The following is a 26,334-nucleotide window of genomic DNA, read 5'->3' on the forward strand; positions in this document are numbered from 1 at the left end:
TGGGGTGGGTCTGCACCGGCAGGCCACGGCCGAAGCGGCCGTTCCCACGCATCCGAGAGGTGACATCCATGCTTCTGGGGATTGTCGGGATCATCCTGTCCCTGGCCCTGCTGATCACGCTGGCCTACCGCGGCATGCCCGTGGTCATCGCCGCACCGATCGCCTCCGTGGTGGCACTGGTGTTCTCCGGGGCGCCCATCCTGGCCTCCTACACCGAGATCTTCATGCCCGCCCTGGCCGGCTTCGTGGCCAGCTACTTCCCGGTCTTCCTGCTCGGGGCCATCTTCGGGCTGCTGATGACCACCACCGGCTACGCCGAGTCCATCGCCCGATCCGTCACCCGGTGGATCGGTGCCCGCAACGCGCTGTTGGCCACGGTGCTGACCTCGGCCCTGATGACCTATGGCGGCATCAGCCTCTTCGTGGTGGCCTTCGTGATGTTCCCGCTGGCCCGGGAGCTGTTCCGGGTGGCGGACATCCCCAAGCGGCTCATCCCCGGCACCATCGCCCTGGGCATCTTCACCTTCACCATGACCGCGCTGCCGGGCTCTCCGCAGGTGCAGAACATCATCCCCGGCCAGTTCTTCGGCACCGGCACCTTCGCCGCCCCGGGGTTGGGCCTCATCGGGACGGTGATCATCCTCGGTGGCGGCATGCTGTGGCTCGAATACCGCCGCAAGTCCCTCATCGCCAAGGGCGAGCACTTCGCCGACACCCCGGATGCGGGAGTGCTCGCGGCAGCCACACCCGGGGCCGGCTCCGGTGGGATCCGCCGCCGCGGCGACGGCCCGGGCGCGGCCGCTGCCACCGCCGAGAGGGAACGCCACGACGGTGAGACCGGCTCTTGGACCGAGACCTCGTCCGGGGGTACGCCAGCCACGGCACTGACACCGTCCAACCACGTGGTCCCTTTCCTGCCGCTGCTGGCCGTGATCGCCGTGAACTTCACCTGCACCCTGCTGGTGTTCCCGGCCCTGGACTGGGGATACCTCCAGGAGGAGAGGTTCGGCGGCGTGGAGCTGTCCACCCGCGCCGGCATCTGGGCCGTGGTCATCGCCCTCGTGGTGGCCATCCTGCTCATCATGGCCATCAACGTCCGCCGGATCGGCTCCCTGAAGCAGGGCTTCAGCGAGGGCGTCAAGGGCTCCATGCTCCCGATCTTCTCCACCGCCTCGGAGGTCGGCTACGGGGCCGTGGTGGCCTCGGTCGCTGCCTTCGCCGTGGTCCGTGACGCCGTGTTCAACCTCGGCGGCAATGCCCTGGTGACCTCGGTGCTCTCCACCTCGGTCACCGCCGCCATCACCGGCTCCTCCTCCGGCGGCATGACGATCGCCCTCAACGCCTTCGGATCAGACCTCAACGCCATGGCCATCGAGCAGGGCGCCAGCGCGGAGGCCATGCACCGGCTCACGGCCATCGCGGCCGGCGGCCTGGACACCCTGCCGCACTCCGGCGCCGTGGTGACCCTCCTGCTGGTCTGCGGCATGACCCATCGGCAGTCCTACAAGGACATCGCCATGGTGACCATCGTCTTCCCGATCATGGCCGTGGCGGTGCTCCTGGGCATCGTCGCCCTGTTCGGTGCCTTCTGAGACCACTCCCTGACCCGTCCCTTGTCCACCCTGACCCGACGCCGACGCCGACGCCGACGCCGACGCCTCGCCTAGGCTGAGCAGCAACCCACAGATCTACTGAGGAGCAATCACCATGACCAGCCCCACAACCAGCCCCGCCGCCTCCGCTCAGGACGCTGTCATCGTCGGTGGAGCACGGACCCCCTTCACCCGGCTGCTGTCCCAGCAGGCCTCCCTGACCGCCATGGACCTGGGGGCCCACGCCATCCGGAACGCCCTGCAGCGCTCCGGGGTTGAGCCCGGGGAGGTCGACTCGGTCATCATGGGCCAGGTGGTCCAGGCCGGGCAGGGGCAGAACCCTGCCCGGCAGTCCTCTCTGGCAGCCGGGATCGGCTGGGACGTGCCGGCGGTGACCGTCAACAAGGTCTGTCTGTCCGGGCTGACCGCCGTGATCGACGCAGCGCGGCTGATCCGCCTCGGTGAGGCCAGCGTGGTGGTGGCCGGAGGGCAGGAGTCCATGACCAATGCCCCGCACCTGCTCATGGGCGCGCGCCAGGGGTACAAGTACGGCCCCACCACGGTGCTGGACTCGGTGGCGTATGACGGTCTCACGGATGCCCTGAGCAAGGAATCCATGGGGGACCTGACGGAGGGCGGGAACACCGAGCGGCAGATCGACCGCACCTCGCAGGACGAGCCGGCCGCCGCCTCCCACCAGCGGGCTGCCGCGGCACAGGAGGCCGGAGTGTTCGAGGCGGAGATCGCACCGATCGAGATCCCGCAGCGCAAGGGCGAGCCGATCGTCGTCTCGGCGGACGAGGGGATCCGCCCGGACACCACCGTGGAGTCCCTGGCCAAGCTGCGCCCGGCCTTCAGTAAGGACGGCACCATCACGGCCGGCAACTCCTCTCCCATCTCGGACGGCAGTGCGGCCCTCGTGGTGACGTCGCGGGCCTTCGCCGAGGAGCGGGGCCTGACCATCCTGGCCACCGTCGGTGCCGCCGGCCAGGTCGCCGGGCCGGAGGACTCCTCCCTGCACTCCCAGCCGGCCAACGCGATCAAGGCGGCTGTGACCAAGGGCGGCTGGGCCGTGGGCGAGCTGGACTTCATCGAGATCAACGAGGCCTTCGGTGCCGTGCTGGTCCAGTCACTGAAGGACCTGGACTACCCGGCGGAACAGACCAACATCCACGGTGGGGCCATCGCCCTGGGCCACCCCATCGGCGCCTCCGGCGCGCGGCTGGCCCTGACGGCCGCACTGGAGCTCTCCCGGCGTGGCAGTGGACGTGCCGCCGTGAGCCTCTGCGGCGGAGGCGGCCAGGGCGAGGCCCTGCTGCTGAGCCTCTAGCCGGCGGCCCCCCCACACACACAGCCAACCGCTGCCCGGCACCCACCGACTGCCCCCTGCCACCCCGCAGAACCCCGCAGAACCCACCCACGAAAGGCAGGCGCCACCATGTCCGATGCACCGACCCCGCAGGAGCGGCCCCAGCACGGGGCCTCCATCTTCCGTGACGGCGTGCTGGCCGGTCGCAGGGCCGTGGTGACGGGTGGGGCCTCCGGCATCGGCGCCAGCTGCGTGCGCGCCCTGGCCTCAGCCGGCGCCACCGTGACCGTGGCGGACCTCGACGTCGAGGCGGCCGAGGCGCTCGCAGCTGAGGTCGGTGGCAGCGCCTGGGCGGCTGACCTGGCGGACACCGAGGCGCTCGACGAGCTGGAGTTGGACACAGACATCCTGGTGAACAACGCCGGCATCCAACGGGTGGCACCCCTCCACGAGTTCGACCCGAAGGCGTGGCGCCTCATCCACCGGCTCATGCTCGAGTCCCCGTTCCTGCTGACCCGCGCCGTGCTGCCGGGGATGTATGAGCGGGGCTTCGGGCGGATCATCAACCTGTCCTCCGCCCACGGGCTGCGCGCCTCGGCCTTCAAGAGCGCCTACGTCTCCGCCAAGCACGGGCTGGAGGGGCTCTCCAAGGTGACGGCCCTGGAGGGCGGCCCTCACGGCGTGACGTCCAACTGCATCAACCCGGGCTACGTGAAGACCGCCCTGGTGGAGCGGCAGATCACGGACCAGGCCAGGACGCACGGCATCTCCGAGGACGAGGTGCTGGAGAAGATCATGCTCACGCATTCGGCTGTCAAGCGGCTGACCGAGCCGGACGAGGTCGCCTCGCTCGTGGTCTGGCTGGCCACGGACGCCGCCGGCATGGCCACGGGAGCCTCCTACACCATGGACGGCGGCTGGACCGCCCAGTGACCGGCACCCTGACCAACGAGACCACACGAGGAAGAGAGTAGGTACACCATGAGTTTGGACAAGACGGTGGCGTCGGCGGCCGAGGCCGTCGCGGACATCCCGGACGGCTCCCTGCTGGCCGTGGGCGGCTTCGGCCTGTCCGGCAATCCCATCCAGCTGATCGAGGCCTTGAAGGACCAGGGGGCGAAGGACCTGACCATCGTCTCCAACAACTGCGGGGTGGACGGCTGGGGACTCGGCATCCTGCTGGGAGCCGGCCGGATCTCCAAGATGGTCTCCTCCTACGTGGGGGAGAACAAGGAGTTCGCGCGCCAGTACCTGGACGGCGAGCTGGAGGTCGAGCTGGTGCCGCAGGGCACCCTGGCGGAGAAGCTGCGCGCCGGGGGTGCCGGCATCCCCGCCTTCTACACGCGCTCCGGTGTGGGGACCCAGGTGGCCGACGGCGGACTGCCGATGAGATACCACTCGGACGGCACGGTGGCCAAGGCCTCCCCGCCGAAGGACATCCGCTCCTTCACCATGGGCCAGACGGGCGAGAAGGAGTACGCGCTGGAGGAGTCGATCGTCTCGGACTTCGCCCTCGTACATGCCTCGATGGCGGACCGTCACGGCAACCTCGTCTTCAACAAGGCCACCCGGCAGTTCGCGCCACCGGCCGCCATGTCCGCCACCCTGTGCATCGCCCAGGTGGAGAGGATCGTGGAGCCGGGGGAGATCGACCCGGACCAGGTGCACCTGCCGGGCGTCTACGTCCACCGGATCGTCGAGGTCGGTCCGGACATCGAGAAGCCGATCGAGAAGCGGACCGTCCGGAAGGCTCCGGCCGGCACCGAGGGGGAGGAGACCCGATGAGCTGGACCCGTGATGAGATGGCGGCCCGCGCCGCCCAGGAGCTGCCGGACGGCGCCTACGTCAACCTGGGCATCGGCATGCCGACCCTGATCCCGAACCACATCCCCTCCGGACGCACCGTGGTGCTGCAGTCGGAGAACGGGGTCCTCGGGGTGGGACCCTACCCGCTCGAGGAGGATGTGGACCCGGACCTGATCAACGCCGGCAAGGAGACGGTGACGGTCAACCCGGGGGCGTCCTTCTTCGACTCCTCCCAGTCCTTCGGGATGATCCGCGGCGGCAAGATCGACGTGGCCGTGCTCGGCGGTATGCAGGTCGCCGAGAACGGCGACCTGGCCAATTGGATGGTCCCCGGCAAGATGGTCAAGGGCATGGGCGGGGCCATGGACCTGGTCCACGGGGCCGGCCGGGTGATTGTGCTCATGGACCACAACGCCAAGGACGGTTCGGCCAAGATCCTCGCCCGGTGCGATCTCCCACTGACCGGGCAGGGCGTGGTGGACCGCATCATCACGGACCTGGCCGTGATGGATGTGGACCATCAGACGGACCCGGCCAAGCCGCGTCTGGTGCTCGTGGAGACCGCCCCCGGCGTCAGCGAGGACGAGGTCCGGGCCGCCACCGGTGCCACCCTGCACTAGCGCCCCGCTGGGTTCCCCTCTTCGCGCGCTGCCTTGAACCAGGCCGGGTACGACGCCGGCCGGCGGGCCTGCGAGGCCCGGTCACCGGACGCGGTGGCCGGGCCGCCGGCAGGGGGCGGGGCGGGGAGGGGCGGGGACACACCTGCCCCGTTCGGCCCGACATCCCACCGCTGTTATCTCTTCGTGACTACGGTGGGCTGAGCGAGCACCCAGCCTTCCCCTACCGAGCCCCACTGGTGCCGCGGGACGTGCGTGTCCAGGGGACGAGTGTGGAACATGATCCGGTTCGAGCAGGTCACCAAGGTCTATGACCGCCGTTCCCGTCCGGCTCTCCAGGACGTCACGGTGGAGTTCGAGCGCGGAGAGTTCGTCTTCCTGGTGGGGGCCTCCGGCTCCGGCAAATCCACGTTCATCCGCCTCATGCTGCGGGAGGAACGCGCCAGCCGCGGTGCCGTCTACGTGGTGGGCCGGAACGTGGCGCGGCTGCCCTCCTGGCGGGTTCCGAGACTGCGCCGTGGCATCGGCGTGGTCTTCCAGGACTTCCGCCTGCTGCCCAACAAGACGGTCTACGCCAACGTGGCCTTCGCCATGCAGGTCCTCGGCAAGGGGCGGGCCCAGATCCGAAAGGACGTGCCCGAGGTGCTGCAGACGGTGGGCCTGGAGGGCAAGGAGAAGCGCATGCCCCACGAGCTCTCCGGCGGCGAGCAGCAGCGCGTGGCCATCGCCCGTGCCATCGTCAATCGGCCGGACATCCTGCTGGCGGACGAGCCGACCGGCAACCTCGACCCCGAGACCTCAGTGGGCATCATGTCCGTGCTGGACAAGATCAATCAGAACGGGACCACCGTGGTCATGGCCACGCACGACGACGACATCGTCAACCAGATGCGCCGCCGCGTGGTGGAACTCGAGGCCGGTGAGATCGTCCGCGACGAGTCCGGGGGTGGCTACCGCACCGTGCTGGGCTCCGCCGAGGGTGGACCCGCCGAGGCCGTGCCCGCCGGTGGCGAGGAGGCCCAGGCATGAGATTCGCCTTCGTCCTCGGAGAGACCTTCTCCGGCATCCGCCGCAATCTGTCCATGGTGGTCTCGGTGGTCCTCGTGACCTTCATCTCGCTGACCTTCGTGGGTGCCGCCGGGCTGCTGCAGCTGCAGATCAATCAGATGAAGGGGTACTGGTATGACCGGGTGGAGGTGGCGATCTTCCTGTGCACGGACACCTCCACCACCACCTCCTGTGCCTCCGGGCCCGTCACGGACGGCCAGCGCGAGTCCATCCAGGAGCTGTTGGAGTCACCCACAGCCGCGCCCTACATCAAGAGTTACGAGCATGAGTCCCAGGAACAGGCCCTGGAGATCTTCCAGGAGCAGTTCAAGAACTCCGCGATGTCCGGGACCGTCACGGCAGAGCAGCTGCCGGAGTCGTTCCGGGTGGCGCTCGTGGACCCCGAGCAGTACGAGGTCGTCAACGAGCTGTTCTCCGCCATGCCCGGAGTGGAGATCGTCTCTGACCAGCGCGAGCTGCTCGAACAGATCTTCTCCCTGATGAACATGGCCTCCGTCATCGCCGTCTCCGTGGCCGTGGTGATGCTGGTCTGCGCGGTGCTGTTGATCGCCACCACCATCCGGCTCTCGGCCTTCTCCCGCCGCCGGGAGACGGGGATCATGCGGCTCGTCGGCGCCTCGAAGACCATGATCCAGCTGCCCTTCCTGCTGGAGGGTGTCATCGCGGCCCTGGTCGGGGCGGTGCTGGCGAGCGTGACCACCTGGGCGATCGCGGAGTTCTTCATCGGTGACTGGCTCACCGGGCAGTATCCCGGGACCGGGTTCATCGCCGGCGTGGAGGCTCTCATCCTGGTACCGCTCCTGCTGGGCGTGGCCATCCTGTTGGCCGCGCTTTCCTCGATTCTCACCCTGAGGCGTTATCTTAAGGTGTGATGACTATGGGACACGTGTGACTAATGTGACCCGATCTGAACCCCTCCGAGACCTGAACACCCGCACCGAGACATTCCCGACGTCCCGACCTCACCTGAATCCACTCGACTCCGGAAGGCACACCGTGACCCGACGCCGACTCTCCCGCGCCATGCTCGGCGCCGGTCTGGTGACGCTCCTGACCCTGTCCATGAGTGGCACCGCCATGGCTCAGGACTCCATCGACGACCTGGAGCGGCAGATCGAGCAGGCGGAGCGCAACCAGGCGGAGATCGATCGGGAGATCGGGGATCTCGGTGGTGAGCAGTCTGAGCTGGAGGACCGTCAAGGGGACCTGGACGCGTCCCTCGAGGGGCTCGATGAGGACATCGCCGAGAAGATCCGGAAGCTGAACGGCCTGCAGGACCAGCTGCCCGGTGCTCAGGAGGCGCTGTCCGCCGCGGAGGGACGCGTCTCCGCGGCCACCGCCGAGGTGCAGTCCCTCAACGAGCGGGTCCGGCAGGCCGAGTCGAGCCGATCGGAGATCCTGGCCGAGATCGCCGCGAGCGAGCAGGAGCTGGACACCGCCGCCACGGAGATCGGCCAGATCGCCAACCAGGCGTACAAGCAGGGCGGGGTCTCCTCGGACCTGGCCTTCATCCTGGGCCTGAGTGACTCCTCACTGCCGGACGCCATGGGGATGGCCAACCAGGCGCTGCGCATCCAGAACAGCCGGATCTCCTCGGTCTCGCAGTCCAAGTCCACGGACGTCAACGCAGAGGTTCGCCTGGCGGCCGTCGAGGCCGAGATCAAGGACCTGCGGACCCAGGCGGAGGAGGCGCTCGCCCGGGAGGAGCAGGCTCGCAACGAGGCCTCCGAGGCCAAGCGGGAACTGGACGAGATGGTCACCAGCACCTCCCAGCTGACGGACGAGCTGAAGGCCCAACGTCCGAAGATCCAGGCCCAGATCGACGCGAATCGCGCGGAGCAGGACAAGGTCAACGAGCAGATCGCCGAACGCCAGCGGGCCCTGACCGCCGAGGCGTCGGCCACGTCCGATCTGCAGGAGAAGCACCGCGAGGCGGTCGCCGAGGCGGAGCGCAAGCGCCGCGCCGCAGAGGAGGCCGCCCGCAAGGCACGGGAGGCGGCGGCGCGTGCGGACCGGGCTGCCGCGCGCAAGGCCCAGGAGGCCTCCGAGCAGGCCAACCAGGAGGCGGATGCCGCCGAGGAGCGGGCCAGCCAGGCCCAGGAGGCCGCCAGCTCGTCGAGCGGTTGGGGGCTGCAGTGGCCCCTGAACACCTACATCACCTCAGGCTTCGGTTGGCGCCCGACGCCGTCCGGCAGCTTCGACTATGGGGGAGCGGGCGGCTACGTGCATACCGGGATGGACTTCGGTGGCGGCTGCGGCCTGCCGATCCGGGCCGCGGCGGACGGTGAGGTCTGGAATGCCGACTGGGCCGTGTGGACTTCCGGAAACCGGGTGGTCATCTCCCATGGGGCGGTCAACGGGCGCGCCCTGGCCACCAAGTACCACCACATGACGCGGTACATCGTGTCCCCGGGGCAGCAGGTCCAGCGCGGCCAGGTGATCGGCTACACCGGTACCACTGGCAACTCCACCGGGTGCCACCTGCACTTCGAGACCATCCTGGACGGCCAGGCCGTCAACCCGGCCGGCCTCCTCTAGGGACGCCAGGGGTTCTGCTGGGCCTGCCGGCGAGGTGCCCGCCGGTTCCTCGGTGGCCACCTCGTCGGCGCGCCGTGGACAGCGCGGGTAGACTGAACAGTCCGTGTCACCAGGAGTCAGCCCAGGAGAGGAGCACCCGTGGCCAAGAAGTCCGCCGGCAAGTCCGGCAACCGGAAGACGCCGGACGGCCGTCAGGTCATCGCGACCAACCGCAAGGCGCGGCACAACTACCTCATCCTGGACACCTACGAGGCCGGGATCGCGCTGATGGGGACCGAGGTGAAGTCCCTGCGTGAGGGCAATGCCTCGCTCGTGGACGGCTTCGCCGTCTTCTACGCTGACGAGCTCTATCTGGAGCAGGTCTACATCCCGGAGTACCTCAACGGCTCCTGGACCAACCATTCCGCCCGTCGCCGCCGGAAGCTGCTGCTGCACCGCCAGGAGCTGACCAAGATCTCCCGCCAGATCGCGGAGGCCGGGCACACGATCGTGCCGCTGCAGCTCTACTTCCGGGACGGCCGCGTCAAGGTGGAGATCGCGGTGGCCCAGGGCAAGCGGGACTATGACAAGCGCCATGCGCTCCGGGAGAAGCAGGACAACCGCGAGGCCCAGCGGGCCATGCGGATGCGCAACCGCGGGGCGGCCTGAACCGGAGTGCCGGCTGTCTCGGAATACCGGGGGCGGCACATGCGTTACACTGGACAGTCCGGACCAGGCGTGGAGTCAGGGAAACTGCGCAGGGGATCGGATGATGGACGGTTGTTTGTCAACTGAATACGGGGATGATCGGTTTCGACGATGTGAGTCGCGACAGGGGAAGCGGGCCGAGGATGCAGAGTCATCTCGTCAACGCTCTCTGCAAACCAACAAGTGCCGAATCTAAGCGCACTGACTTCGCTCTCGCTGCCTGATCAGTGAACGAGTCCGTCAGCCCGGGGATGCTATCGCCCCGGGACCTGGCGTCGATTAGATAGCCACTGTCCACCGCCCCCGCCGGGGGTAGCGGTGGAGACCTTAATCCGGCTGGGCCCGGGTTGGCTGCCTGTGTGTAGGACAGTCAGGGCCGAGTAACACCCACAGCACACTGCGCCCGGAGAAGACCTGGCAACACTGCATCGGACGCGGGTTCAATTCCCGCCATCTCCACCATCCCACGGCCAAGGCCCCGGGACACCGCCCACGGTGTCCCGGGGCCTTTGTCATGCCCGGGTGTTCCCGGCCCAGGCGTCCTCTAGACTGTGGGATCATGCCTGATTCCGCTGGCCCCGCCCTGTCCGCCGTCCTGATGTTCCTGCTTGAGCTCGGCCTGCTCGGCTCCGCCGGCTTCTGGGCCCTCACGGTGTTCTCCAGCCCCTGGGCTGCGGTGGCTGCCGTGGTGGTGGTGGCCGCCGTGTGGGGTCTCGTCCTCTCCCCGAAGGCACCGGCCCGCCCGGGCTGGCCCTGGCATACCGTGGCCGGGCACGTGCTGTTCCTGCTCGGTGCGGTGGTGCTGTTCGTGGTGGGCCAGCCGGTGCTGGGCGGAATCTACCTCGCGCTGATCGTGCTGTCCCTGGTGCTGACCGTGCTGTACCGAGAACGTCTGGGGCAGGAGTCCCGGCAGGCCCGTCAGGAGCGGCACGGGGCCCGGGCTGAGACCGCGCGGCCCACGGGCCGCCGCGCCGCCGGGCGCTGACCGGGGAATCAGGACCAACGGAGTCCCAGGGAGAGACCCACCCCCACGGCCAGCATGCCCAAGGCCAGGTGGGCGGCCCAGCAGCCGACGGCGGCCGCGAACCTCCCGGACAGGGCGTCCCGTGCCGTGGACACCGACACGGTGGAGAAGGTGGTCAACGCCCCGGCCACTCCGGTGACCCAGAGGTCGAGAGCCACCCCCGAGAGCGCGCCGGCGGTCACACCGGCCACGAAGGAGCCGAGGGTGTTGGCCACGAGGATCCCCCGGCGAGGCAGGTAGTGGTCCGCGGTCAGGCGCAGGACCGCGCCCACGGCCCCGGCCACGGCCAGAATCAGGATCATCATGCGGTCTCTCCCACCGACCCCTCGTTCCCCACGGTCCCCTCGGGGTGCCCCGGCCTCCCGGGCCGGTACCCGCCGAGCCACAGTCCTGCGGCGGCGGCCATGGTGCCCAGGGCCGCACCAGCCGCCAGGGCCAGCAGGGTCCCGCCCAGCCCGGCCATGAGCAGCCAACCGCCCGGCGATCCGGTCCGGATGAAATCGCCGAGGCCGATCGCCGGTGCCACGGAGGCGGCCAGGACCACCGCGGAGAGTGAGGTGTAGGCCCCCAGCACTCCGGTTCCGAGGCCGGTCACGAGCCAGGGAGGCAAGTCACGCCGGGACGTCACGGCCCACAGCAGCCCCAGCAGGAGGGACCCGGACAGGTTCACGGCCCCGAGGGTGACCCACTGGGCCAGCGGGGAACCGGACTCCGGGGCGGGGGCCACCAGCAGCCAGCGCAGCAGCGTGCCGATCGCCCCGCCGGCCGCCACGGCGCCCACCACGGTCCAGCCGGGGTGCCGCGGCAGGGGATCCTGCGGCGGAGGAGCGGGCAGTGCTGCGGTCATCAGGCCTGCTGCTGGCCGATCAGCTCCGGGTTGAGGGACTCGAGGGCATCAGGATGCAGCAGCCCGTTGGAGGCCAGGGCGTTGCCGCCGAACGGGCCGTCCTCGCCCTCCAGGGACGTGAAGCGACCGCCGGCCTCGGTGACGATCGGCACCAGGGCGGCCATGTCATAGAGCTCCAGCTCGGGTTCACAGGCGAGGTCCACGGCGCCTTCGGCCACCATCATGTAGGACCAGAAGTCGCCGTAGGCCCGGGTGCGCCACACGGTGGACGTCAGTTCCAGGAACTCGCGGATGTTGCCGCGATCCCGCCAGCCCTCCAGGGACGAGTAGGACAGCGAGGCATCCTCGATCCGGGACACGTTGGAGACGTGGATGCGGGTGGCCGAGGCGATGGACTTGCCCATGTAGGCGCCCGTGCCCTTGGCGGCCCACCACCGGCGGTTCAGGGCCGGGGCGGAGACCACGCCGACCACGGGCTCGCCGTCGTCGATCAGGGCGATCAGGGTGGCCCACACCGGCACGCCGCGGACGAAGTTCTTGGTCCCGTCGATCGGGTCCACCACCCAGCGCCGCGGACCGTGGCCGGCCTCACCGAATTCCTCGCCCAGCACGGCGTCCCGCGGGCGGGCCCGGGACAGGTTGCCGCGGATGAGTTCCTCGGCGCCGCGGTCCACGTCAGTGACAGGGGTCAGGTCCGGCTTGGTGTCGACCGTGAAGTCCTGCGCCTTGAAGCGGGCCATGGTCTGGGAGTCCACCGAGTCCGCCATGATGTGGGCGAGTCGGAGGTCATCCGTGTAGTTCTTGGGCGCATCGGTCATGGAGGCCACGCTACCTTCCGCCGGTCAGCAGCCGCCGCAATGACGCCAGCCGCTCGGCCCCGGACGGCCCGGCTTGACCAGCGGCCACCCAGCCATCCAGGGCGCAGCCGGGCTCCCCCTCGGCATGCGAGCAGCCCCGGGGGCAGTCGGCCAGCGCGGGAGCGAGATCGTCGAACGCCTCCACCACCCGGTCACGGTCCACCAGGCCCAGGCCGAAGGAGCGGATCCCCGGGGTGTCCACGAGCCAGGCACCCGGGCTGTCCGGCAGGGGGATGGCCAGCGCGGAGGAGGAGGTGTGCCGCCCGCGGCCGGTGACGGCGTTGACGTGGCCGGTGGCCCGCCGGGTGCCGGCCAGGGCGTTGAGCAGCGTGGACTTCCCGACGCCGGACGGCCCCACCAGCACGGACACGTGGCCTTCCAGCCGGGTCCTCAGGGCGGCCAGCAGGCCGGAGTCCAGCTTTGCGTCGGTCTCGTCCGCGTCAGAATCCCCAGCGTCAGAACCCCCAGCGTCGGGATCACCAGTGTCGGGATCGCCAGCGCCACCGTCGTGTGCAGACTGGGCAGACTGGGCAGACCGCGAGGTGAGCACCTCCAGGTCGAGATGCCGGTAGTGGGTCAGCAGCCCGGCCGGGTCGCGCAGATCCGTCTTGGTGATGCAGAGCACCGGTTCGATGCCCGCGTCGTAGGAGGCCACCAGCGCCCGGTCGATGAAGCCGGTGCGGGGCTCGGGGTTGGCCGCTGCCACCATGATGACCAGGGTGTCCACGTTGGCCACGACCACGCGCTCATAGGCGTCCGAGTCGTCGGCGGAACGGCGCAGCACGGTGGAGCGATCCTCGATCCGCACGATCCGTGCCAGCGTTCCCTCCCGCCCGGACAGGTCCCCGACCACGCCCACGAGGTCACCGGTCACCACCGGGTTGCGCCGCAACTCCTTGGCGCGCATGGCCGTGACGTCCCGGCCCCCGTCCTCGGCGGGCCCTCCGTCCAGGTGGACGGTGTACCGGCCCCGGTCCACGGTCACGACCCGGCCGATCACCGCGTCCTCGTGCTCGGGGCGTTCCTTGGTGCGCGGCCGTGAGCCCTGCTTGGTGGGCCGCGAGCGGATGTCGGACTCGTCCCAGCGCTTCGGGTCGAACCGGCGTCCGGGGCGGCTCATGCGTCCGGACCGTCGCTGCCGTCGACGAGGCCTGTCCACATCCGGGGGAAGTCCGGCATGGTCTTGGCCGTCGTGGCGATGTCACGCACCAACACCCCGGGCACGGCCAGACCCAGCACGGCGGCGAAGGTCGCCATCCGGTGGTCCTCATAGGTCTGCAGGGTCGCCCCGTGGAGGTGGTCCCTCCCCCCGGGGAAGGAGAGGGAATCAGGGCCCTCCTCGACCTGTCCGCCGAGCCGCCCGGACTCAGTGGCGAGGGCCGTCAGCCGGTCCGTCTCGTGGCCGCGGAGGTGGCCGATCCCGGTCAACCGTCCCGGCCCGTCCGCCAGCAGGCACAAGGCCGCCGCGGTGGGTGCCAGCTCGGCCGTTCCGTCCAGGTCACCGGGAGCTGTGATGCGGGGCCGGCCGTCCTCGTCCAGGGACCCGGAGACCGTCAGGGTGCCGGTGTCCGTTCGGGTTTCCGTGCCGGTGGTGCCGCTGGCGGACGGGACGGGGGAGAACTCCACCGTGGCCCCGAAGGCCGGCAGGATGGACCGCCACCGGTCGCCGATCTGGGTGGTCTCGGCGGGCCAGTCGGGCACGGAGACGGTACCTCCGGTGGCCACGGCCGCGGCCAGGAACGGCCCGGCATTGGACAGGTCCGGCTCCACCGCGGTGTCCAGGGAGCGGATCGGACCGGGGGAGACCCTCCACTGCCCGGGTACGGAGTCATCCACCGTCACGCCGCAGCGGCGCAACACCGCCACCGTCATGCCGATGTGCTCCGGGCTGGGGACAGAGGCCCCGGTGTGCACCAGGTGCAGCCCTCGGCGAAGGCGCGGGGCGGCCAGCAGCAGACCGGAGATGAACTGGCTGGAGCCGGAGGCGTCGACCTCGACTCGGCCGCCGTCCGCGCCACCGCCGTGGATGGTGAAGGGGAGGGTGCCGGTCTCGGCGCCGGGGCCATCCACCCTGACACCGAGCGCGGCCAGGGCCTCGAGGACCGGACCCATGGGCCGGGCCAGGGCGGCCTCGTCTCCGGTGAAGTGCACGGCTCCGGAGGCCAGCGCGGCCACGGGCGGGACGAATCGCATGACCGTCCCGGCCAGACCACAGTCGATGGTGACGCCGTCCGCCGGGAGCCGGGGGCCGCCGTCGGGCACGGGGACAACCTCCACCGTGCCCGGGGCTACCTGGCTGATCGAGGCGCCGAGCGCGGTGAGGGCCTGAACCATCAGGCGGGAGTCTCGGCTGTCCAGCACGCCGCGCAAGCGGCTCGGCCCCTCGGCCAGGGCGGCGAGCACGAGGTAGCGGTTGGTGAGCGACTTGGAACCGGGCACACGCACGGTGCCGTGGACCGGTCCGTTCGGTCGGGGGGCGGGCCAGGGATCTGCAGGGTGGGTCATCACCCTGCCCAGATTACCGGGCGGAGGAATAACGGTGCCGGGCGGGTTGCTGTACCGGCTGTGGCAACCGGCCGGCACACAGCCGGGCCACAGCCCGGGACACCGGGACGAGACCTACGGAAGGACGGTATCCATGACACCCAGCGCAGTGGCCCTGGCCGAACGGCCTGCCGTCAGGGAACGGGCCGTAGACTGGTCTGCGATGGATACCCAAGACGCCGCCCCGGGCACCGCGGCACATGACACGGCCGACGTGGACCGGGCCACCGAATCGGACAGCGCCCGGCGTGGACGCTTCGAGCGGGATGCCCTGGAGTATGTGGACCAGCTGTACTCGGCGGCCATGCGCATGACGCGCAACCCGCAGGACGCCGAGGACCTGGTCCAGGAGGCCTACACGAAGGCCTACTCGTCCTTCCACCAGTACAAGCCCGGGACCAATCTCAAGGCCTGGCTGTATCGGATCCTGACGAACACCTACATCAACCTGTACCGCAAGCGCCAGCGGCAGCCCCAGCAGGCCGCCACGGACACGGTGGAGGACTGGCAGATGTTCCGGGCCGCGGAGCACACCTCCAGTGGGCTCCGCTCCGCAGAGACCGAGGCACTGGACCACCTGCCCGACTCAGACGTCAAGGACGCTCTGCAGTCCATTCCGGAGGAGTTCCGGTTGGCGGTGTACTTCGCGGACGTGGAGGGCTTCGCCTACAAGGAGATCGCCGGAATCCTCGATATCCCGATCGGCACGGTCATGAGCCGGCTGCACCGCGGCCGCAAACTGCTCCGCGGGCTGCTGACCGACTATGCGCGGGATCGCGGCATCGGCGCCCAGAAGACCACCAACGGGCGGGCCGCCACCGGCCGGGCCGGGACCACACAGGAAGATCAGGAGGCGGGCAGCAGATGAGCGAGGACTGCCAGAAGATCGGTGACTGCGCGGACACCCGCATCCAGCGCCTGTACGAGTACCTTGACGGTGCCCTGACGCACCGCGACCTCGAGGAGGTCAAGGGCCACCTCGAGGAGTGCACTGAGTGCGCCGGCGAGTATGACCTCGAGTGCATCATCCGCTCCGTGGTCAAGCGCAGCTGCACCGAGAAGGCCCCGAGCACCCTGAAGGTCAGCATCATGGCGCGTATCAGCGAGATCAAGCTGGAGGCCGGCCACTAGAGACCGGCCATCCCTCAGGCCCGGCGGCTCAGGAGCCGGAGACGCAACAGACCCCGCCGGGGCGGACGGATCAACCGTCCCGATCGGCGGGGTCTGGTGGTTCTACTGCTCTCGGTGCAACCCATGCAGGCCAAGCAGGCCATGAGGGGCCCGAGAGGGCCTCAGGAGTTGGGTCGCTTGCCGTGGTTGGCGTTGCCCTTACGGCGGTCCTTACGCTTGCGTCCACGCTTGCTCATCGCGGTTCCTTCCGGTGATCCGACGCCGTCATCGATCCGTGACAGCACCATCCATTTTCTCACACCTCGGGCGGGTGCTCTCAACCCGGCACCGGAGCGTCAGGCCGTGGGCTCCGGCAGGTTCAACCACTGGTACCAACCGCGGTGCAGGACGAGCCAGGCGATCAGCCCGTAGCCGGCCTGGCCGGGCAGTCCCTGACCCGCTGCCAGATCATTGCGCCACTGCTCGTGATTGACGAGCGGCGTGAACGTGTCCACGTAGTAGTGGTGGCGTCGGTCCGCCACGTCCATGTATGCCGTGTTCAACTCCTGCAGGCGGACGTTGCGCTCCCCGTCCAGGGAGGGCACCGGCCCCACCACGAGGGTGGCGATGTCCAACTGAGCCGCACGGTCCAGGATGTTGGCCAGATTCAGCCGTGCACGGGCCGTGGACGCCTCGCGGTCCAGGTCGGTGTCAGAGAGTCCGATCACCAGTCGGTTCTCCGTGGTCTCGCCGTACCGCAGGGCCGTCTCGTCCTGCCAGCGCTGGGACAACGCCTCCGTGCCCTCGCCCGGACGGGCCAGGACGTAGCTCTCCAGCTGGACCCCTGGGGCCGAGGTCTTGGCCAGGACGCGGCCGAGCCAGCCCAGCGCGCGGGGGTCGCCCACGCCCGCCAGGAGCTCATTGCCGACGGAGGCGATGCGGATCCGACGAATCTCCACTGTGTACCTTTCGATGGGGTGCCCGTCACTGTAGCAAGGCGGCGGGAACACCCGGCCCGGCCGCCGCGGGCGGCCGGGCCGGGTGCCGGTCTGTGGTGCGGGTGCCCTCAGCGGCCGAAGGCCTCGTCCAACAGGATGGAGGCCTCCTGGTCGTGACGGACCTTGGACCCGGCCGACGTGGAGGCCGAGGCAGGCCGTGCGACCAGGGTCACCGTCCGGTTCAGCGCCGGAAGCAGGTTGAGGGCCATGAAGGGCCAGGGACCCTGGTTCGCCGGCTCGTCCTGGACCCAGGCCACCGTGGCGTTCGGGTACTTGGCCAGCTCTGCCGCGATCTCCTCCTCGGGGAGCGGGTACAGCTGCTCCACGCGGATGATGGCGGTCTTGCTGTCCCCGTCCTTCTGGCGGCGCGCCACCAGGTCGTAGTACAGCCGGCCTGAGACCAGCAGCACCTTGTCCACGGACTGGCCGACCTCTTGATCCGGGATGACCGCCTGGAAACGGCCCTGGGTGAAGTCCTCCACCGAAGAGGCGGCGGCCTTCAGCCGGAGCAGCTGCTTCGGGGTGAAGACGATCAGCGGACGGCGCGGGCGGGAATAGGCCTGCTCGCGCAGCAGGTGGAAGTGGTTCGCCCCGTTGGAGGGATTGGCCACACGCATGTTCTCCTGAGCACACATCTGCAGGAACCGCTCGATCCGGGCGGAGGAGTGGTCCGGGCCCTGGCCCTCGTAGCCGTGCGGCAGGAGCAGCACGAGCGAGGAGTTCTGGCCCCACTTCTGCTCGGAGGAGGAGAGGAACTCATCGATCAGCGTCTGCGCGCCGTTGACGAAGTCCCCGAACTGGGCCTCCCAGAGCACCAGGGCATCCGAACGCTCCACGGAGTATCCGTACTCGAAGCCCATGGCCGCGTACTCGCTGAGCAGCGAGTCGTACGCCCAGAACTTGGCCTGGTCGGAGGAGAGGTTCCGGATCGGCGTCCACTCATCGGCCGTGACGCGATCGTGGAACACCGCGTGGCGCTGGACGAAGGTGCCGCGGCGGGAGTCCTGGCCGGCCAGTCGGACGGGGACGCCTTCCATGAGGAGCGAGCCGAAGGCGGCCAGCTCGGCGAAGCCCCAGTCGATGTCTCCGTTCACGACCATCTTGGCCCGCTTCTCGAGGAGGGCCTTCAGCTTCGGGTGGACGGTGAAGTCCTCTGGGATCTCCAGGTGTGCCTGGCCGACCCGCTGCAGGGTCTCCTCCGAGATCCTGGTGCCGTCCGGGGCCTGCGGCGTGCGGTCCTCGTCATCCGTGGTCTTCTCCAGGCCCGTGCCGATGACCGGGATCGGAGAGGTCTGCGCGTCATGGGTCTCGGAGAACACCCGCTCCAGGCGCTGCTGGTAGTCCTTCAGCGCGGAATCGGCCTCGTCCTGGGTGATGTCCCCACGGCCGACGAGGTTCTCCACGTACAGCTTGCGCACCGAGCGCTTCTGCTCGATCAGGTTGTACATGCGCGGCTGGGTCATCGAGGGGTCGTCGCCCTCGTTGTGCCCGCGGCGGCGGTAGCAGATCATGTCGATGACGACGTCCTTGTTGAACCGCTGCCGGTACTGGTAGGCCAGCTGGGCCACGCGGACCACGGACTCGGGGTCGTCGCCGTTGACGTGGAAGATCGGGGCCTGGATGGTCTTGGCCACGTCCGTGGCGTAGACCGAGGAGCGGGCGGAGGAGGGCGGGGTGGTGAAGCCGACCTGGTTGTTGACCACCACGTGGATGGTGCCCCCCGTACGGTATCCGCGCAGCTGGGACAGGTTCAGGGTCTCCGCGACCACGCCCTGGCCGGCGAAGGCCGCGTCACCGTGCACCAGGATGGGCAGCACGGAGTAGGAGTTCACGGACTCCCCGCCCCGGTCCAGACGGTCCTGCTTGGCGCGGACCACGCCCTCCAGGACCGGGTCCACGGCCTCCAGGTGGGAGGGGTTGGCGGCGAGGTAGACCTTGGTGCGGTTGCCCCGGTCCGAGATGAAGGTGCCCTCGGTGCCGAGGTGGTACTTCACGTCACCCGAGCCCTCCACGGACCCGGGGACGGCAGTGCCCTCGAATTCGCGGAACACCTGGGCGTAGGTCTTGCCCGCGATGTTGGTCAGGACGTTGAGGCGGCCACGGTGGGCCATGCCGATGGCGACCTCGTCCAGGCCGTCATCCGCGGCACCGGAGAGCACCCCGTCCAGCAGGGCGATGAGCGATTCGCCGCCCTCGAGGGAGAACCGCTTCTGGCCGACGAACTTGGTCTGCAGGAAGGTCTCGAACGCCTCGGCCGCGTTGAGGCGGCCCAGGATGCGCAGCTGCTCCTCGCGGTTCGGCTTGGCGTAGGGGTGCTCCAGCTCGTCCTGGAACCACTTGCGCTCCTCCGGGTCCTGGATGTGCATGTACTCCACGCCGGTGTTGCGGCAGTAGGCATCCCGCAGGACGCCGAGGATGTTGCGCAGCGGCAGCATCGGCTGTCCGCCGAAGCCGCCCGTGGGCCACTCACGGTCCAGGTCCCACAACGTCAGCCCGTGCTCCAGGATGTCCAGGTCCGGGTGCTTGCGCATGATGTACTCGAGCGGATCCACGTCCGCGATGAGATGCCCGCGGACACGGAAGGAGTGGATCATCTGCTGGATGCGGGCGACCTTGTTGATCTGGTCTTCGGGGTTGACCTGAACGTCCGGCTTCCACTGGACCGGCTCGTACGGGATGCGCAGGGACTCGAAGATCTCCTCGTAGAAGCCCTGCTCGCCCAGCAACAGTCCATGGATGAGCTTGAGGAACTCGCCGGACGCGGCCCCCTGGATGACGCGGTGGTCATACGTGGAGGTCAGCGTGATCGTCTTGGAGATGGCCAGCTTGGACAGCGTCTTCTCGGACGCCCCCTGGAACTCGGCCGGGTAGTTCAGGGCGCCGACGCCGATGATGGCCGCCTGGCCCTCGGACAGCCGGGGCACGGAGTGCACGGTGCCGATGCCGCCCGGGTTGGTCAGCGAGACCGTGGTGTTCGCGTAGTCGTCCAGGCCCAGCTTGTTGTCCCGGGCTCGGGCGACGAGGTCCTCATAGGCGCGCCAGAACTCGATGAAGTTCAGGGATTCGGCGCCCTTGATGTTCGGGACCACGAGGGTGCGCGAACCGTCCTTCTGCGGCAGGTCCACGGCCAGGCCGAAGTTCACGTGCGCCGGCTGGACCGCCGAGGGCTTGCCGTTCTCCTCGCGGTACAGCACGTTCATGGCCGGGTACTGGGCCAGGGCACGGATCAGGGCGTAGCCGATGATGTGGGTGAAGGAGACCTTGCCGCCGCGGCTGCGCTTGAGGTGGTTGTTGATGACCACGCGGTTGTCGATCAGCAGCTTGGCCGGGACGTCACGCACCGTGGTGGCGGTGGGCATGGACCGGGAGGCGTCCATGTTCTTGGCCACTGCCCGTGCCATGCCGCGCAACGGTGTGACCTTGTCCTCGACGGGCTCGGAGGAACCCTTGCCCTGCTTCTTGTTCTTGGACTTCTCCGGCTCGGAGGGCACCGGGGCGGTCGAGGGGGCGCCGGACTTCTTCACGGCAGGGGAGGCGGAGGCGGCGGAGGGTGCCGAGGCCTGCTCCGGCTGGGAGGGTGCAGGGGAGGCTGCCTTCGGCGCGGCCTTCTCAGCCGGCTTCTCAGCGGCCTGTGCTGCGGGCTTCGGCGCCTGGCCGGATTGCTTGCCGGAGTCCTGAGGCGTGGACTTCACGGAGGTGGCACCGTTGGAGCGCGGGGAGTCGGCCTCGAGGCGTTCGAAGATCTGAACCCACTTGGCATCCACGGAGGACCTGTCCGCCTTGTACTTGTCGTAGATTTCCGCGACGAGCCATTCGTTCCCGGGAAATTCCGCGGAAAGCCGGTCGGACGTGAGTTCTGGCACGGTGGTAACGCCTCTTCCGTAGTCTGTGTATTTCACCGGCGATAGCATCCCTGCTGCGCGCCCCGCTCCGGGCCGGTCTCTCGGCGCGCCTCGTCCAAGCATAGTGATACTTCGGCGTCTGGTTCCAACGGCCACGCGGATATTCTGCCCGCAGCCGAGAGAGGGGCTGCCGCAGGCCTCGTCAGGATGGCCGGCGGGGGATCGGAGTCCCCTCCCGTGGGACGATGTGCCCATGAAGTTCCTCACTGCGCCCACCACCGATCTGACGTATGCCGATGTCTTCCTGGTCCCCTCGAGGTCAGAGGTGACCAGCCGGATGGACGTGGACATCTCGGCTGATGACTCCACCGGAGCCACCATCCCGCTGGTGGCCGCCAACATGACCGCCGTCACGGGCCGCCGCATGGTGGAGACGATGGCACGGCGCGGGGGGCTGGGGATCCTGCCCCAGGACGTTCCGCTGGAGGTCATCGAGCAGGTGGCGCGGTGGGTCAAGGGCCGTCACCCGGTCTTCGAGACCCCGCTGAAGGTCCAGCCCACGGACACCGTGCTGGACGTGTTGCACCTGCTGGGCAAGCGCAACCATCCGGCGGCGGCCGTGGTGGGCGGGGACGGCACCTTTGCCGGGATCGTGCGCCAGGAGGACTGCGAGGGGGTGGACCGGTTCTCCTCCGTGGCCTCAGTGCTGCGCCAGCCGGCGCTGACCTTCCAGTCCGGGCAGTTCCCCTCGCTCCAGGAGGCCTTCGTCCGGATGGACGACGCTGGGGTGCCCTACGCACCCGTGCTCTCCGGGACCGCGCTGGTGGGCGCCCTGACCCCGGCCGGCGCACTGCGCTCGGGGATGTTCGACCCCGCGCTGGACGGTGCGGGACAGCTGAGGCTGGGCGCCGCCGTCGGGATCAACGGGGACGTGGCCGGCCGGGCCGCCGCCCTCGTGGAGTACGGCGTGGACGTGCTCGTGGTGGACACCGCTCACGGCCACCAGCAGAAGATGCTGGACGCACTGGCCGCCGTGAAGGCACTGGACCTGCCGGTGCCCGTGGTGGCCGGCAACGTGGTCTCCGGTACCGGCGTGCGCGAGCTGGTGGCCGCCGGGGCGGACATCGTCAAGGTGGGCGTGGGGCCGGGGGCCATGTGCACCACGCGCATGATGACGGCCGTGGGCCGTCCTCAGTTCTCCGCGGTCCTGGACTGCGCGGCGGCCGCCCGGGACCTGGGCAAGCACGTCTGGGCCGACGGCGGCGTCCGCTACCCGAGGGACGTGGCCCTGGCGCTGGCGGCCGGCGCGAGCCAGGTCATGATCGGCTCGTGGTTCGCCGGCACCGTCGAATCCCCCGGGGACCTGGTGGTGGATGCCGACGGCCGCCAGTACAAGGAGAGTTTTGGGATGGCCTCATCCCGGGCCGTGCAGAACCGCACGAGGTCTGAGGATGCCTACTCGCGGGCCCGCAAGGCCATGTTCGAGGAGGGCATCTCCACGTCGCGGATGTACCTCGACCCGGAGCGTCCCTCCGTGGAGGACCTGTTGGACATGGTCACGGCCGGTGTGCGGTCCTCCATGACCTACGCCGGGGCCACCGACCTGACGCAGTTCCGCGAGCGAGCCGTGGTCGGCGTGCAGTCCGCCGCGGGTTACGAGGAGGGGCGGCCGGTCCGGCAGTCCTGGTGAGGGGCGGCCATGGTGGGCCAGGCCGGAATGTTCAGTATACTGAGGCCACTATGGACAGACACCGATCTGGTGCCACCACCCGCCGCCGTGGATCCACGCAGGATGCCGCCGCCGTCGGAACGGAGCCCTCTAGTACGTACTCCCTGAACGATCCCGCCGGTTCCGGCGCCCCGGGGGGTGGGTGCTGAGTGGAATGGCTGCTGCTCGCCGTCGGCCTGCTGTTGGTCTTCGGCACCGGCTTCTTCGTGGCGGTCGAGTTCTCGATGATCGCCTTGGACGTCCCCACGGTCCAGCGGCTCGTGGACGAGGGGGACCGGGGCGCCGCGCCCCTGCTCCGCTGCCTCAAGTCGCTCTCGACCCAGCTCTCGGCCTGCCAGCTGGGCATCACCCTCACCACCCTGCTGACGGGCTACCTGATGGAGCCCTCGCTCGGGGCGCTGCTCGCCGGACCGCTGTCCGGACTCGGCCTGAACGAGGCCACGGCAACGACCGTCTCGATCGTGGTGGCCATGACGGTGGCGACCCTGGCCTCGATGCTGATCGGTGAGCTCATCCCGAAGAACCTCTCAATCGCCAGGTCCATGCAGGTCGGCCGGGCACTGGCCCGCCCCATGCTCGTGTTCTCCCTGATGTTCCGCCCGGTGATCTTCATCCTGAACGGCTTCTCCAACCGGGTGCTGCACCTGTTCGGCATGGAGGCCAAGGAGGAGATCTCCGGTTCACGCACCCCGGAGGAACTCTCCTCCCTGGTTCGCCGCTCCGCGGAGATGGGCACCCTGGATGCCAAGACGGCCGCCTTCGTGGACCGGACCCTGCGCTTCTCCGACCGCACGGCGGCGGATGTCATGACCCCGCGCATCCGGATGGAGTCGATCGAGGAGGACGAGTCTTTGGACTCCGTCATCGAGACCGCCCGGCGCACCGGCTACTCGAGGTTCCCCGTGATCGGCGACTCCCCGGACGACGTCCGGGGCGTGTTGCACGTGAAGAAGGCCGTGGCCGTGCCGCGTGCCAAGCGATCCGAGCTCGTGGCGGCCACCATCATGACCGATGTGGGCCGCGTGCCCGAGACGGTGCACCTGGACCAGCTGCTCGGCGAGCTGCGTGCGGCCAGCCTCCAGGTCGCCATGGTGGTGGACGAGTACGGCGGAACCGCCGGCATGGTCACCCTCGAGGACCTCGTGGAGGAGATCGTGGGCGAGGTCTCGGATGAACATGACCGGGTCACGCCGGGCGTGCTGCAGACGGCCTCCGGGAAGTGGTTCTTCCCGGCCCTGATGCGGCCGGATGAGATCGGAGCCCAGATCCCCACGCTCAAGGTGCCCGAGGACGGCTCCTATGACACGGTCGGTGGCTACATCATGGCCATGCTCGGCCGTGTGGCGGAGCCCGGAGACGTGCTCGAGGTGGACGGCGGCGCCCTCGTGGTGGAACGCATGGACGGCCGACGGGTGGACCGGGTCAAGTTCGAACCGGCCCGGGAGGCCGGGGGTTCATCGGCCCCGCACGACCTGAAGGACCAGAAGAACCTGAAGACCAGGGAGGCCGCCCGATGAGTGACGACGTCATGGGCCTCGTGTGGCTGGTCGTGCTGCTGATCGCCAACGCCTTCTTCGTGGGCGGCGAGTTCGCCGTGATGGGCGCCCGGCGCAGTCAGATCGAACCGAAGGCCGAGGCCGGTTCGGGCCCTGCCAAGACCGCCCTGTTCGCCATGGAGCACGTGAGCCAGATGCTCGCGGTGTGCCAGCTCGGGATCACGGTGTGCTCGCTGCTGATCCTCAACGTCTCCGAGCCGGCCCTCCATCACCTGTTGGTCACCCCGCTGGAGTCCTTGGGGATCCCGACGGCGGTCGCGGACGTCTCGGCGTTCGTCATCGCCCTGCTGGTGGTCACCTTCCTGCACGTCACCTTCGGCGAGATGGTGCCGAAGAACGCCGCGGTCTCGATGGCGGACAAGGCCGTCATGCTCCTGGCCACCCCGCTGGTCTGGCTGAACAAGCTCCTGCACCCGGTGATCGTCGCGCTGAACTGGACGGCCAACGTGGTGCTGCGCGCCTTCAAGGTGGAGCCACAGGACGAGGTCAACTCGAGCTACACCCTGGAGGAGGTGCAGTCCATCGTGGCCGAGTCCACCCGGACCGGACTCGTGGACGACGGCTCGGGCCTGATCTCGGGTGCCCTGGAGTTCTCCGACTACGCGGCCGACGCCGTCATGGTCCCGATAGACGACGTGGTCGCGCTGCCGGCCGACGTGGCCCCCAAGGCCTTCGAGAAGGCGGTGGGCCGGACCGGGTTCTCCCGGTTCGTCTTGGAGGACGCCGATGGCTCCTACACGGGCTACCTGCACCTGAAGGACGTCATGACCGTGCCGAGTGAGCGCTACCGGGAACCCGTCCCGGTGACGAAGGTCCGCTCCATGGCCAACGTGGCCGTCTCCGATGAGATCGAGGATGCCCTGAGTCTGATGCAGCGCACCGGATCCCACGTGGCCCGCGTCATCTCGGCTGAGGGGACCACGGTCGGGGTGCTGTTCCTCGAGGACGTCCTGGAGGTGCTGGTGGGAGAGATCCACGATGCGACGCAGTCCAGCAATCCCGTGAAGTTGAAGGCGCCGGGGCTCTGAGGGCCACGCGGACGGCGCCATCGGGGTGGCTCGGCCTGTTATTGCTAACGGTTCGCATCATGTTAGATTGATATCCGTTCGCAATAGCTCGGAGGCCATCGGCCGTTGGCACGAGCCTCATCGCCTGGAAGGCCCCCATGGATCGTCACCCCCGTTCACACGCCGTCCGCCGCCGCGGAGCGCCACTGGTCGGCCTGGCTGCCGCGGCAGCACTGGCCCTGGCGGGCTGCTCCGCCCAGGGCGGGTCCTCGGGCAGCGGCGGGGCGGGCGCCGCGGGTGACGGTGGTCAGGCCCCCGTGGCGGTGGCCACCACCACACAGCTGGGCAGCATCCTGGACCAGGTCACCACCTGTGCCGGTGCCTCCTCGGCCACGGTGATGGGCCCCGGCGACGACCCGCATGACTTCTCCGCCTCATCCCGGCAGGTCGCCGACCTCACCCGCGCCGAACTGGTGGTATCCAACGGGCTCGGGCTGGAGGCCGGCCTGCAGACCGCCCTGGACAACGCCTCCGCGGACGGAGCGCGACTCCTGGAGGTGGCCGAGGGCGTTGACCCCCTGCCCTTCGGCGCCCACGGCGACGAGGAGCACGGCGAAGAGGGCCACGGCGAGCACGCCGAGCAGGGCGGCCATGAGGGTCACGACCACGGCAGCCTGGACCCGCACTTCTGGATGGACGTCGGCCGGATGGCACAGGCCGCCGAACTGATCGGGGACGAGCTGGCCGAGGCGACCGGAGACCAGCAGTACGCGGACTGCGGCACCGAGGTGTCCGGGGAACTGGAGGGCGTTGACGCGGAGGTACGAGAGATCCTCGCCACCATCCCGGAGGACCGCCGGACGCTCGTGACGGACCACGACGCCTACGGTTACTTCTCCGAGGCCTACGACTTCGAGATCGCCGGAGTGGTCATCCCGGGAGGTTCCACGGACGCCGAACCGTCCTCCGGGGAATTGGCCGCCCTGGTGGCGCAGATGGAGCAGGAGGGCGCGGACGCCCTCGTCACGGAGGCCGGAGCCAACAACGGGCTCATCACGGCGCTCTCGGCCGAGACCGGGGGAGAGGTGCCCGTCGTGGAGCTCTACGAGGGTGCCATCGGGCCCGAGGGCTCGGGTGCGGAGACCTACGCCGAGGCCATGGTGCTCAGTGCCCGCACCCTGGCCGAGGCCTTGGGCTGAACGG

At 69.3% G+C, this 26,334-nt stretch carries 24 protein-coding genes and 1 other RNA gene; 17 read left to right on the plus strand and 8 right to left on the minus strand.

All coding sequences use genetic code 11. The annotated features are described in order from the left end of the window. The first annotated feature begins 68 nt into the window (after positions 1-68). The 11 genes from IMT31_RS14155 to IMT31_RS14205 all read left to right on the plus strand — a co-directional run bounded on the left by IMT31_RS14155 (position 69) and on the right by IMT31_RS14205 (position 10,602). Positions 69-1,592 (plus strand): GntP family permease, encoded by a 1,524-nt coding sequence (locus tag IMT31_RS14155; protein ID WP_413543181.1) that lies wholly within the window; start codon positions 69-71, stop codon positions 1,590-1,592. Positions 1,593-1,707: 115 nt separating this feature from the next. Continuing rightward, positions 1,708-2,922, plus strand: coding sequence for an acetyl-CoA C-acetyltransferase (locus tag IMT31_RS14160; RefSeq protein WP_345358366.1), 1,215 nt, complete (start codon positions 1,708-1,710; stop codon positions 2,920-2,922). A 108-nt stretch (positions 2,923-3,030) separates the two neighbouring features. Beyond that, complete coding sequence (locus IMT31_RS14165; RefSeq protein WP_413543182.1) at positions 3,031-3,834, plus strand: 3-hydroxybutyrate dehydrogenase; 804 nt, start codon at positions 3,031-3,033, stop codon at positions 3,832-3,834. 48 nt (positions 3,835-3,882) lie between these two features. Further along, positions 3,883-4,686 carry a CoA transferase subunit A gene (locus tag IMT31_RS14170; RefSeq protein WP_413543183.1) on the plus strand — a complete coding sequence of 268 codons (804 nt, stop codon included), beginning with the start codon at positions 3,883-3,885 and terminating at the stop codon, positions 4,684-4,686. Further along, positions 4,683-5,327, plus strand: coding sequence for a CoA transferase subunit B (locus IMT31_RS14175; RefSeq protein ID WP_413543184.1), 645 nt, complete (start codon positions 4,683-4,685; stop codon positions 5,325-5,327). Before IMT31_RS14170 ends, IMT31_RS14175 begins: the two co-directional genes overlap by 4 nt. Before the next feature lie 276 nt (positions 5,328-5,603). Next, positions 5,604-6,353: a cell division ATP-binding protein FtsE gene (gene ftsE, locus IMT31_RS14180; protein ID WP_413544437.1), complete on the plus strand. Its 750-nt coding sequence runs from the start codon at positions 5,604-5,606 to the stop codon at positions 6,351-6,353. Next, positions 6,350-7,264 carry a permease-like cell division protein FtsX gene (gene ftsX / locus IMT31_RS14185; protein WP_345358820.1) on the plus strand — a complete coding sequence of 305 codons (915 nt, stop codon included), beginning with the start codon at positions 6,350-6,352 and terminating at the stop codon, positions 7,262-7,264. The genes ftsE and ftsX overlap by 4 nt, the downstream gene beginning before the upstream one ends. Before the next feature lie 124 nt (positions 7,265-7,388). Beyond that, positions 7,389-8,930 carry a peptidoglycan DD-metalloendopeptidase family protein gene (locus tag IMT31_RS14190; RefSeq protein ID WP_413543185.1) on the plus strand — a complete coding sequence of 514 codons (1,542 nt, stop codon included), beginning with the start codon at positions 7,389-7,391 and terminating at the stop codon, positions 8,928-8,930. 138 nt (positions 8,931-9,068) lie between these two features. Then, complete coding sequence (smpB, locus tag IMT31_RS14195; RefSeq protein ID WP_345358826.1) at positions 9,069-9,578, plus strand: SsrA-binding protein SmpB; 510 nt, start codon at positions 9,069-9,071, stop codon at positions 9,576-9,578. A 130-nt stretch (positions 9,579-9,708) separates the two neighbouring features. After that, positions 9,709-10,079: a transfer-messenger RNA gene (ssrA, locus tag IMT31_RS14200) on the plus strand. Between the two features lie 97 nt (positions 10,080-10,176). Further along, a complete protein-coding gene (locus IMT31_RS14205) occupies positions 10,177-10,602 on the plus strand; it encodes a DUF2568 domain-containing protein (protein WP_345358829.1) in 426 nt (141 codons plus the stop codon). A gap of 8 nt (positions 10,603-10,610) precedes the next feature. Here IMT31_RS14205 and IMT31_RS14210 read toward each other — a convergent pair whose 3' ends face one another. Genes IMT31_RS14210 through aroA form a run of 5 tightly spaced genes read right to left on the minus strand, consistent with a single transcriptional unit; the run spans position 10,611 to position 14,850 of the window. Further along, entirely contained in the window at positions 10,611-10,946 is a 336-nt protein-coding gene (locus IMT31_RS14210; RefSeq protein WP_413543186.1) for a fluoride efflux transporter FluC, read from the minus strand. Next, positions 10,943-11,488, minus strand: coding sequence for a CrcB family protein (locus tag IMT31_RS14215; protein WP_413543187.1), 546 nt, complete (start codon positions 11,486-11,488; stop codon positions 10,943-10,945). Before IMT31_RS14215 ends, IMT31_RS14210 begins: the two co-directional genes overlap by 4 nt. Beyond that, entirely contained in the window at positions 11,488-12,306 is an 819-nt protein-coding gene (hisN, locus tag IMT31_RS14220; RefSeq protein WP_413543188.1) for a histidinol-phosphatase, read from the minus strand. The genes IMT31_RS14215 and hisN overlap by 1 nt, the downstream gene beginning before the upstream one ends. A gap of 10 nt (positions 12,307-12,316) precedes the next feature. Next, positions 12,317-13,465, minus strand: coding sequence for a ribosome small subunit-dependent GTPase A (locus IMT31_RS14225; protein ID WP_413543189.1), 1,149 nt, complete (start codon positions 13,463-13,465; stop codon positions 12,317-12,319). Then, positions 13,462-14,850 carry a 3-phosphoshikimate 1-carboxyvinyltransferase gene (aroA, locus tag IMT31_RS14230; protein WP_413543190.1) on the minus strand — a complete coding sequence of 463 codons (1,389 nt, stop codon included), beginning with the start codon at positions 14,848-14,850 and terminating at the stop codon, positions 13,462-13,464. The genes IMT31_RS14225 and aroA overlap by 4 nt, the downstream gene beginning before the upstream one ends. A 202-nt stretch (positions 14,851-15,052) precedes the next feature. On the opposite strand from aroA, the gene IMT31_RS14235 reads away from it, so the two are divergent. Both IMT31_RS14235 and rsrA read left to right on the plus strand, forming a co-directional pair. Then, on the plus strand, positions 15,053-15,757 hold the full coding sequence (locus IMT31_RS14235) for a sigma-70 family RNA polymerase sigma factor (protein ID WP_345358847.1): 705 nt from the start codon (positions 15,053-15,055) through the stop codon (positions 15,755-15,757). Then, positions 15,754-16,020, plus strand: a complete 267-nt coding sequence (gene rsrA / locus IMT31_RS14240; RefSeq protein WP_345358850.1) for a mycothiol system anti-sigma-R factor — start codon at positions 15,754-15,756, stop codon at positions 16,018-16,020. The genes IMT31_RS14235 and rsrA overlap by 4 nt, the downstream gene beginning before the upstream one ends. Before the next feature lie 161 nt (positions 16,021-16,181). Here the strand turns inward: rsrA and IMT31_RS14245 are convergent, their stop codons facing one another. The 3 genes from IMT31_RS14245 to IMT31_RS14255 form a co-directional block, all read right to left on the minus strand. Continuing rightward, positions 16,182-16,256 (minus strand): 50S ribosomal protein bL37, encoded by a 75-nt coding sequence (locus IMT31_RS14245; RefSeq protein WP_378109360.1) that lies wholly within the window; start codon positions 16,254-16,256, stop codon positions 16,182-16,184. Positions 16,257-16,355: 99 nt separating this feature from the next. Further along, positions 16,356-16,958 carry a GDSL-type esterase/lipase family protein gene (locus tag IMT31_RS14250; protein WP_345358853.1) on the minus strand — a complete coding sequence of 201 codons (603 nt, stop codon included), beginning with the start codon at positions 16,956-16,958 and terminating at the stop codon, positions 16,356-16,358. 107 nt (positions 16,959-17,065) lie between these two features. Further along, on the minus strand, positions 17,066-20,860 hold the full coding sequence (locus IMT31_RS14255) for a multifunctional oxoglutarate decarboxylase/oxoglutarate dehydrogenase thiamine pyrophosphate-binding subunit/dihydrolipoyllysine-residue succinyltransferase subunit (protein WP_413543191.1): 3,795 nt from the start codon (positions 20,858-20,860) through the stop codon (positions 17,066-17,068). Positions 20,861-21,092: 232 nt separating this feature from the next. Between IMT31_RS14255 and IMT31_RS14260 the strand changes: the two genes are divergently transcribed. The 4 genes from IMT31_RS14260 (at position 21,093) to IMT31_RS14275 (ending at position 26,330) form a co-directional block, all read left to right on the plus strand. After that, entirely contained in the window at positions 21,093-22,529 is a 1,437-nt protein-coding gene (locus IMT31_RS14260) for a GuaB1 family IMP dehydrogenase-related protein (protein WP_345358859.1), read from the plus strand. Between the two features lie 188 nt (positions 22,530-22,717). Further along, positions 22,718-24,085 carry a hemolysin family protein gene (locus tag IMT31_RS14265; RefSeq protein WP_345358862.1) on the plus strand — a complete coding sequence of 456 codons (1,368 nt, stop codon included), beginning with the start codon at positions 22,718-22,720 and terminating at the stop codon, positions 24,083-24,085. Beyond that, positions 24,082-25,152 (plus strand): hemolysin family protein, encoded by a 1,071-nt coding sequence (locus IMT31_RS14270; protein WP_345358865.1) that lies wholly within the window; start codon positions 24,082-24,084, stop codon positions 25,150-25,152. The genes IMT31_RS14265 and IMT31_RS14270 overlap by 4 nt, the downstream gene beginning before the upstream one ends. A 137-nt stretch (positions 25,153-25,289) precedes the next feature. Next, positions 25,290-26,330 (plus strand): metal ABC transporter solute-binding protein, Zn/Mn family, encoded by a 1,041-nt coding sequence (locus tag IMT31_RS14275; protein ID WP_413543192.1) that lies wholly within the window; start codon positions 25,290-25,292, stop codon positions 26,328-26,330. Positions 26,331-26,334 lie beyond the last annotated feature (4 nt).

Source organism: Citricoccus nitrophenolicus (genome assembly GCF_047305825.1).
Lineage (GTDB): Bacteria > Actinomycetota > Actinomycetes > Actinomycetales > Micrococcaceae > Citricoccus > Citricoccus nitrophenolicus.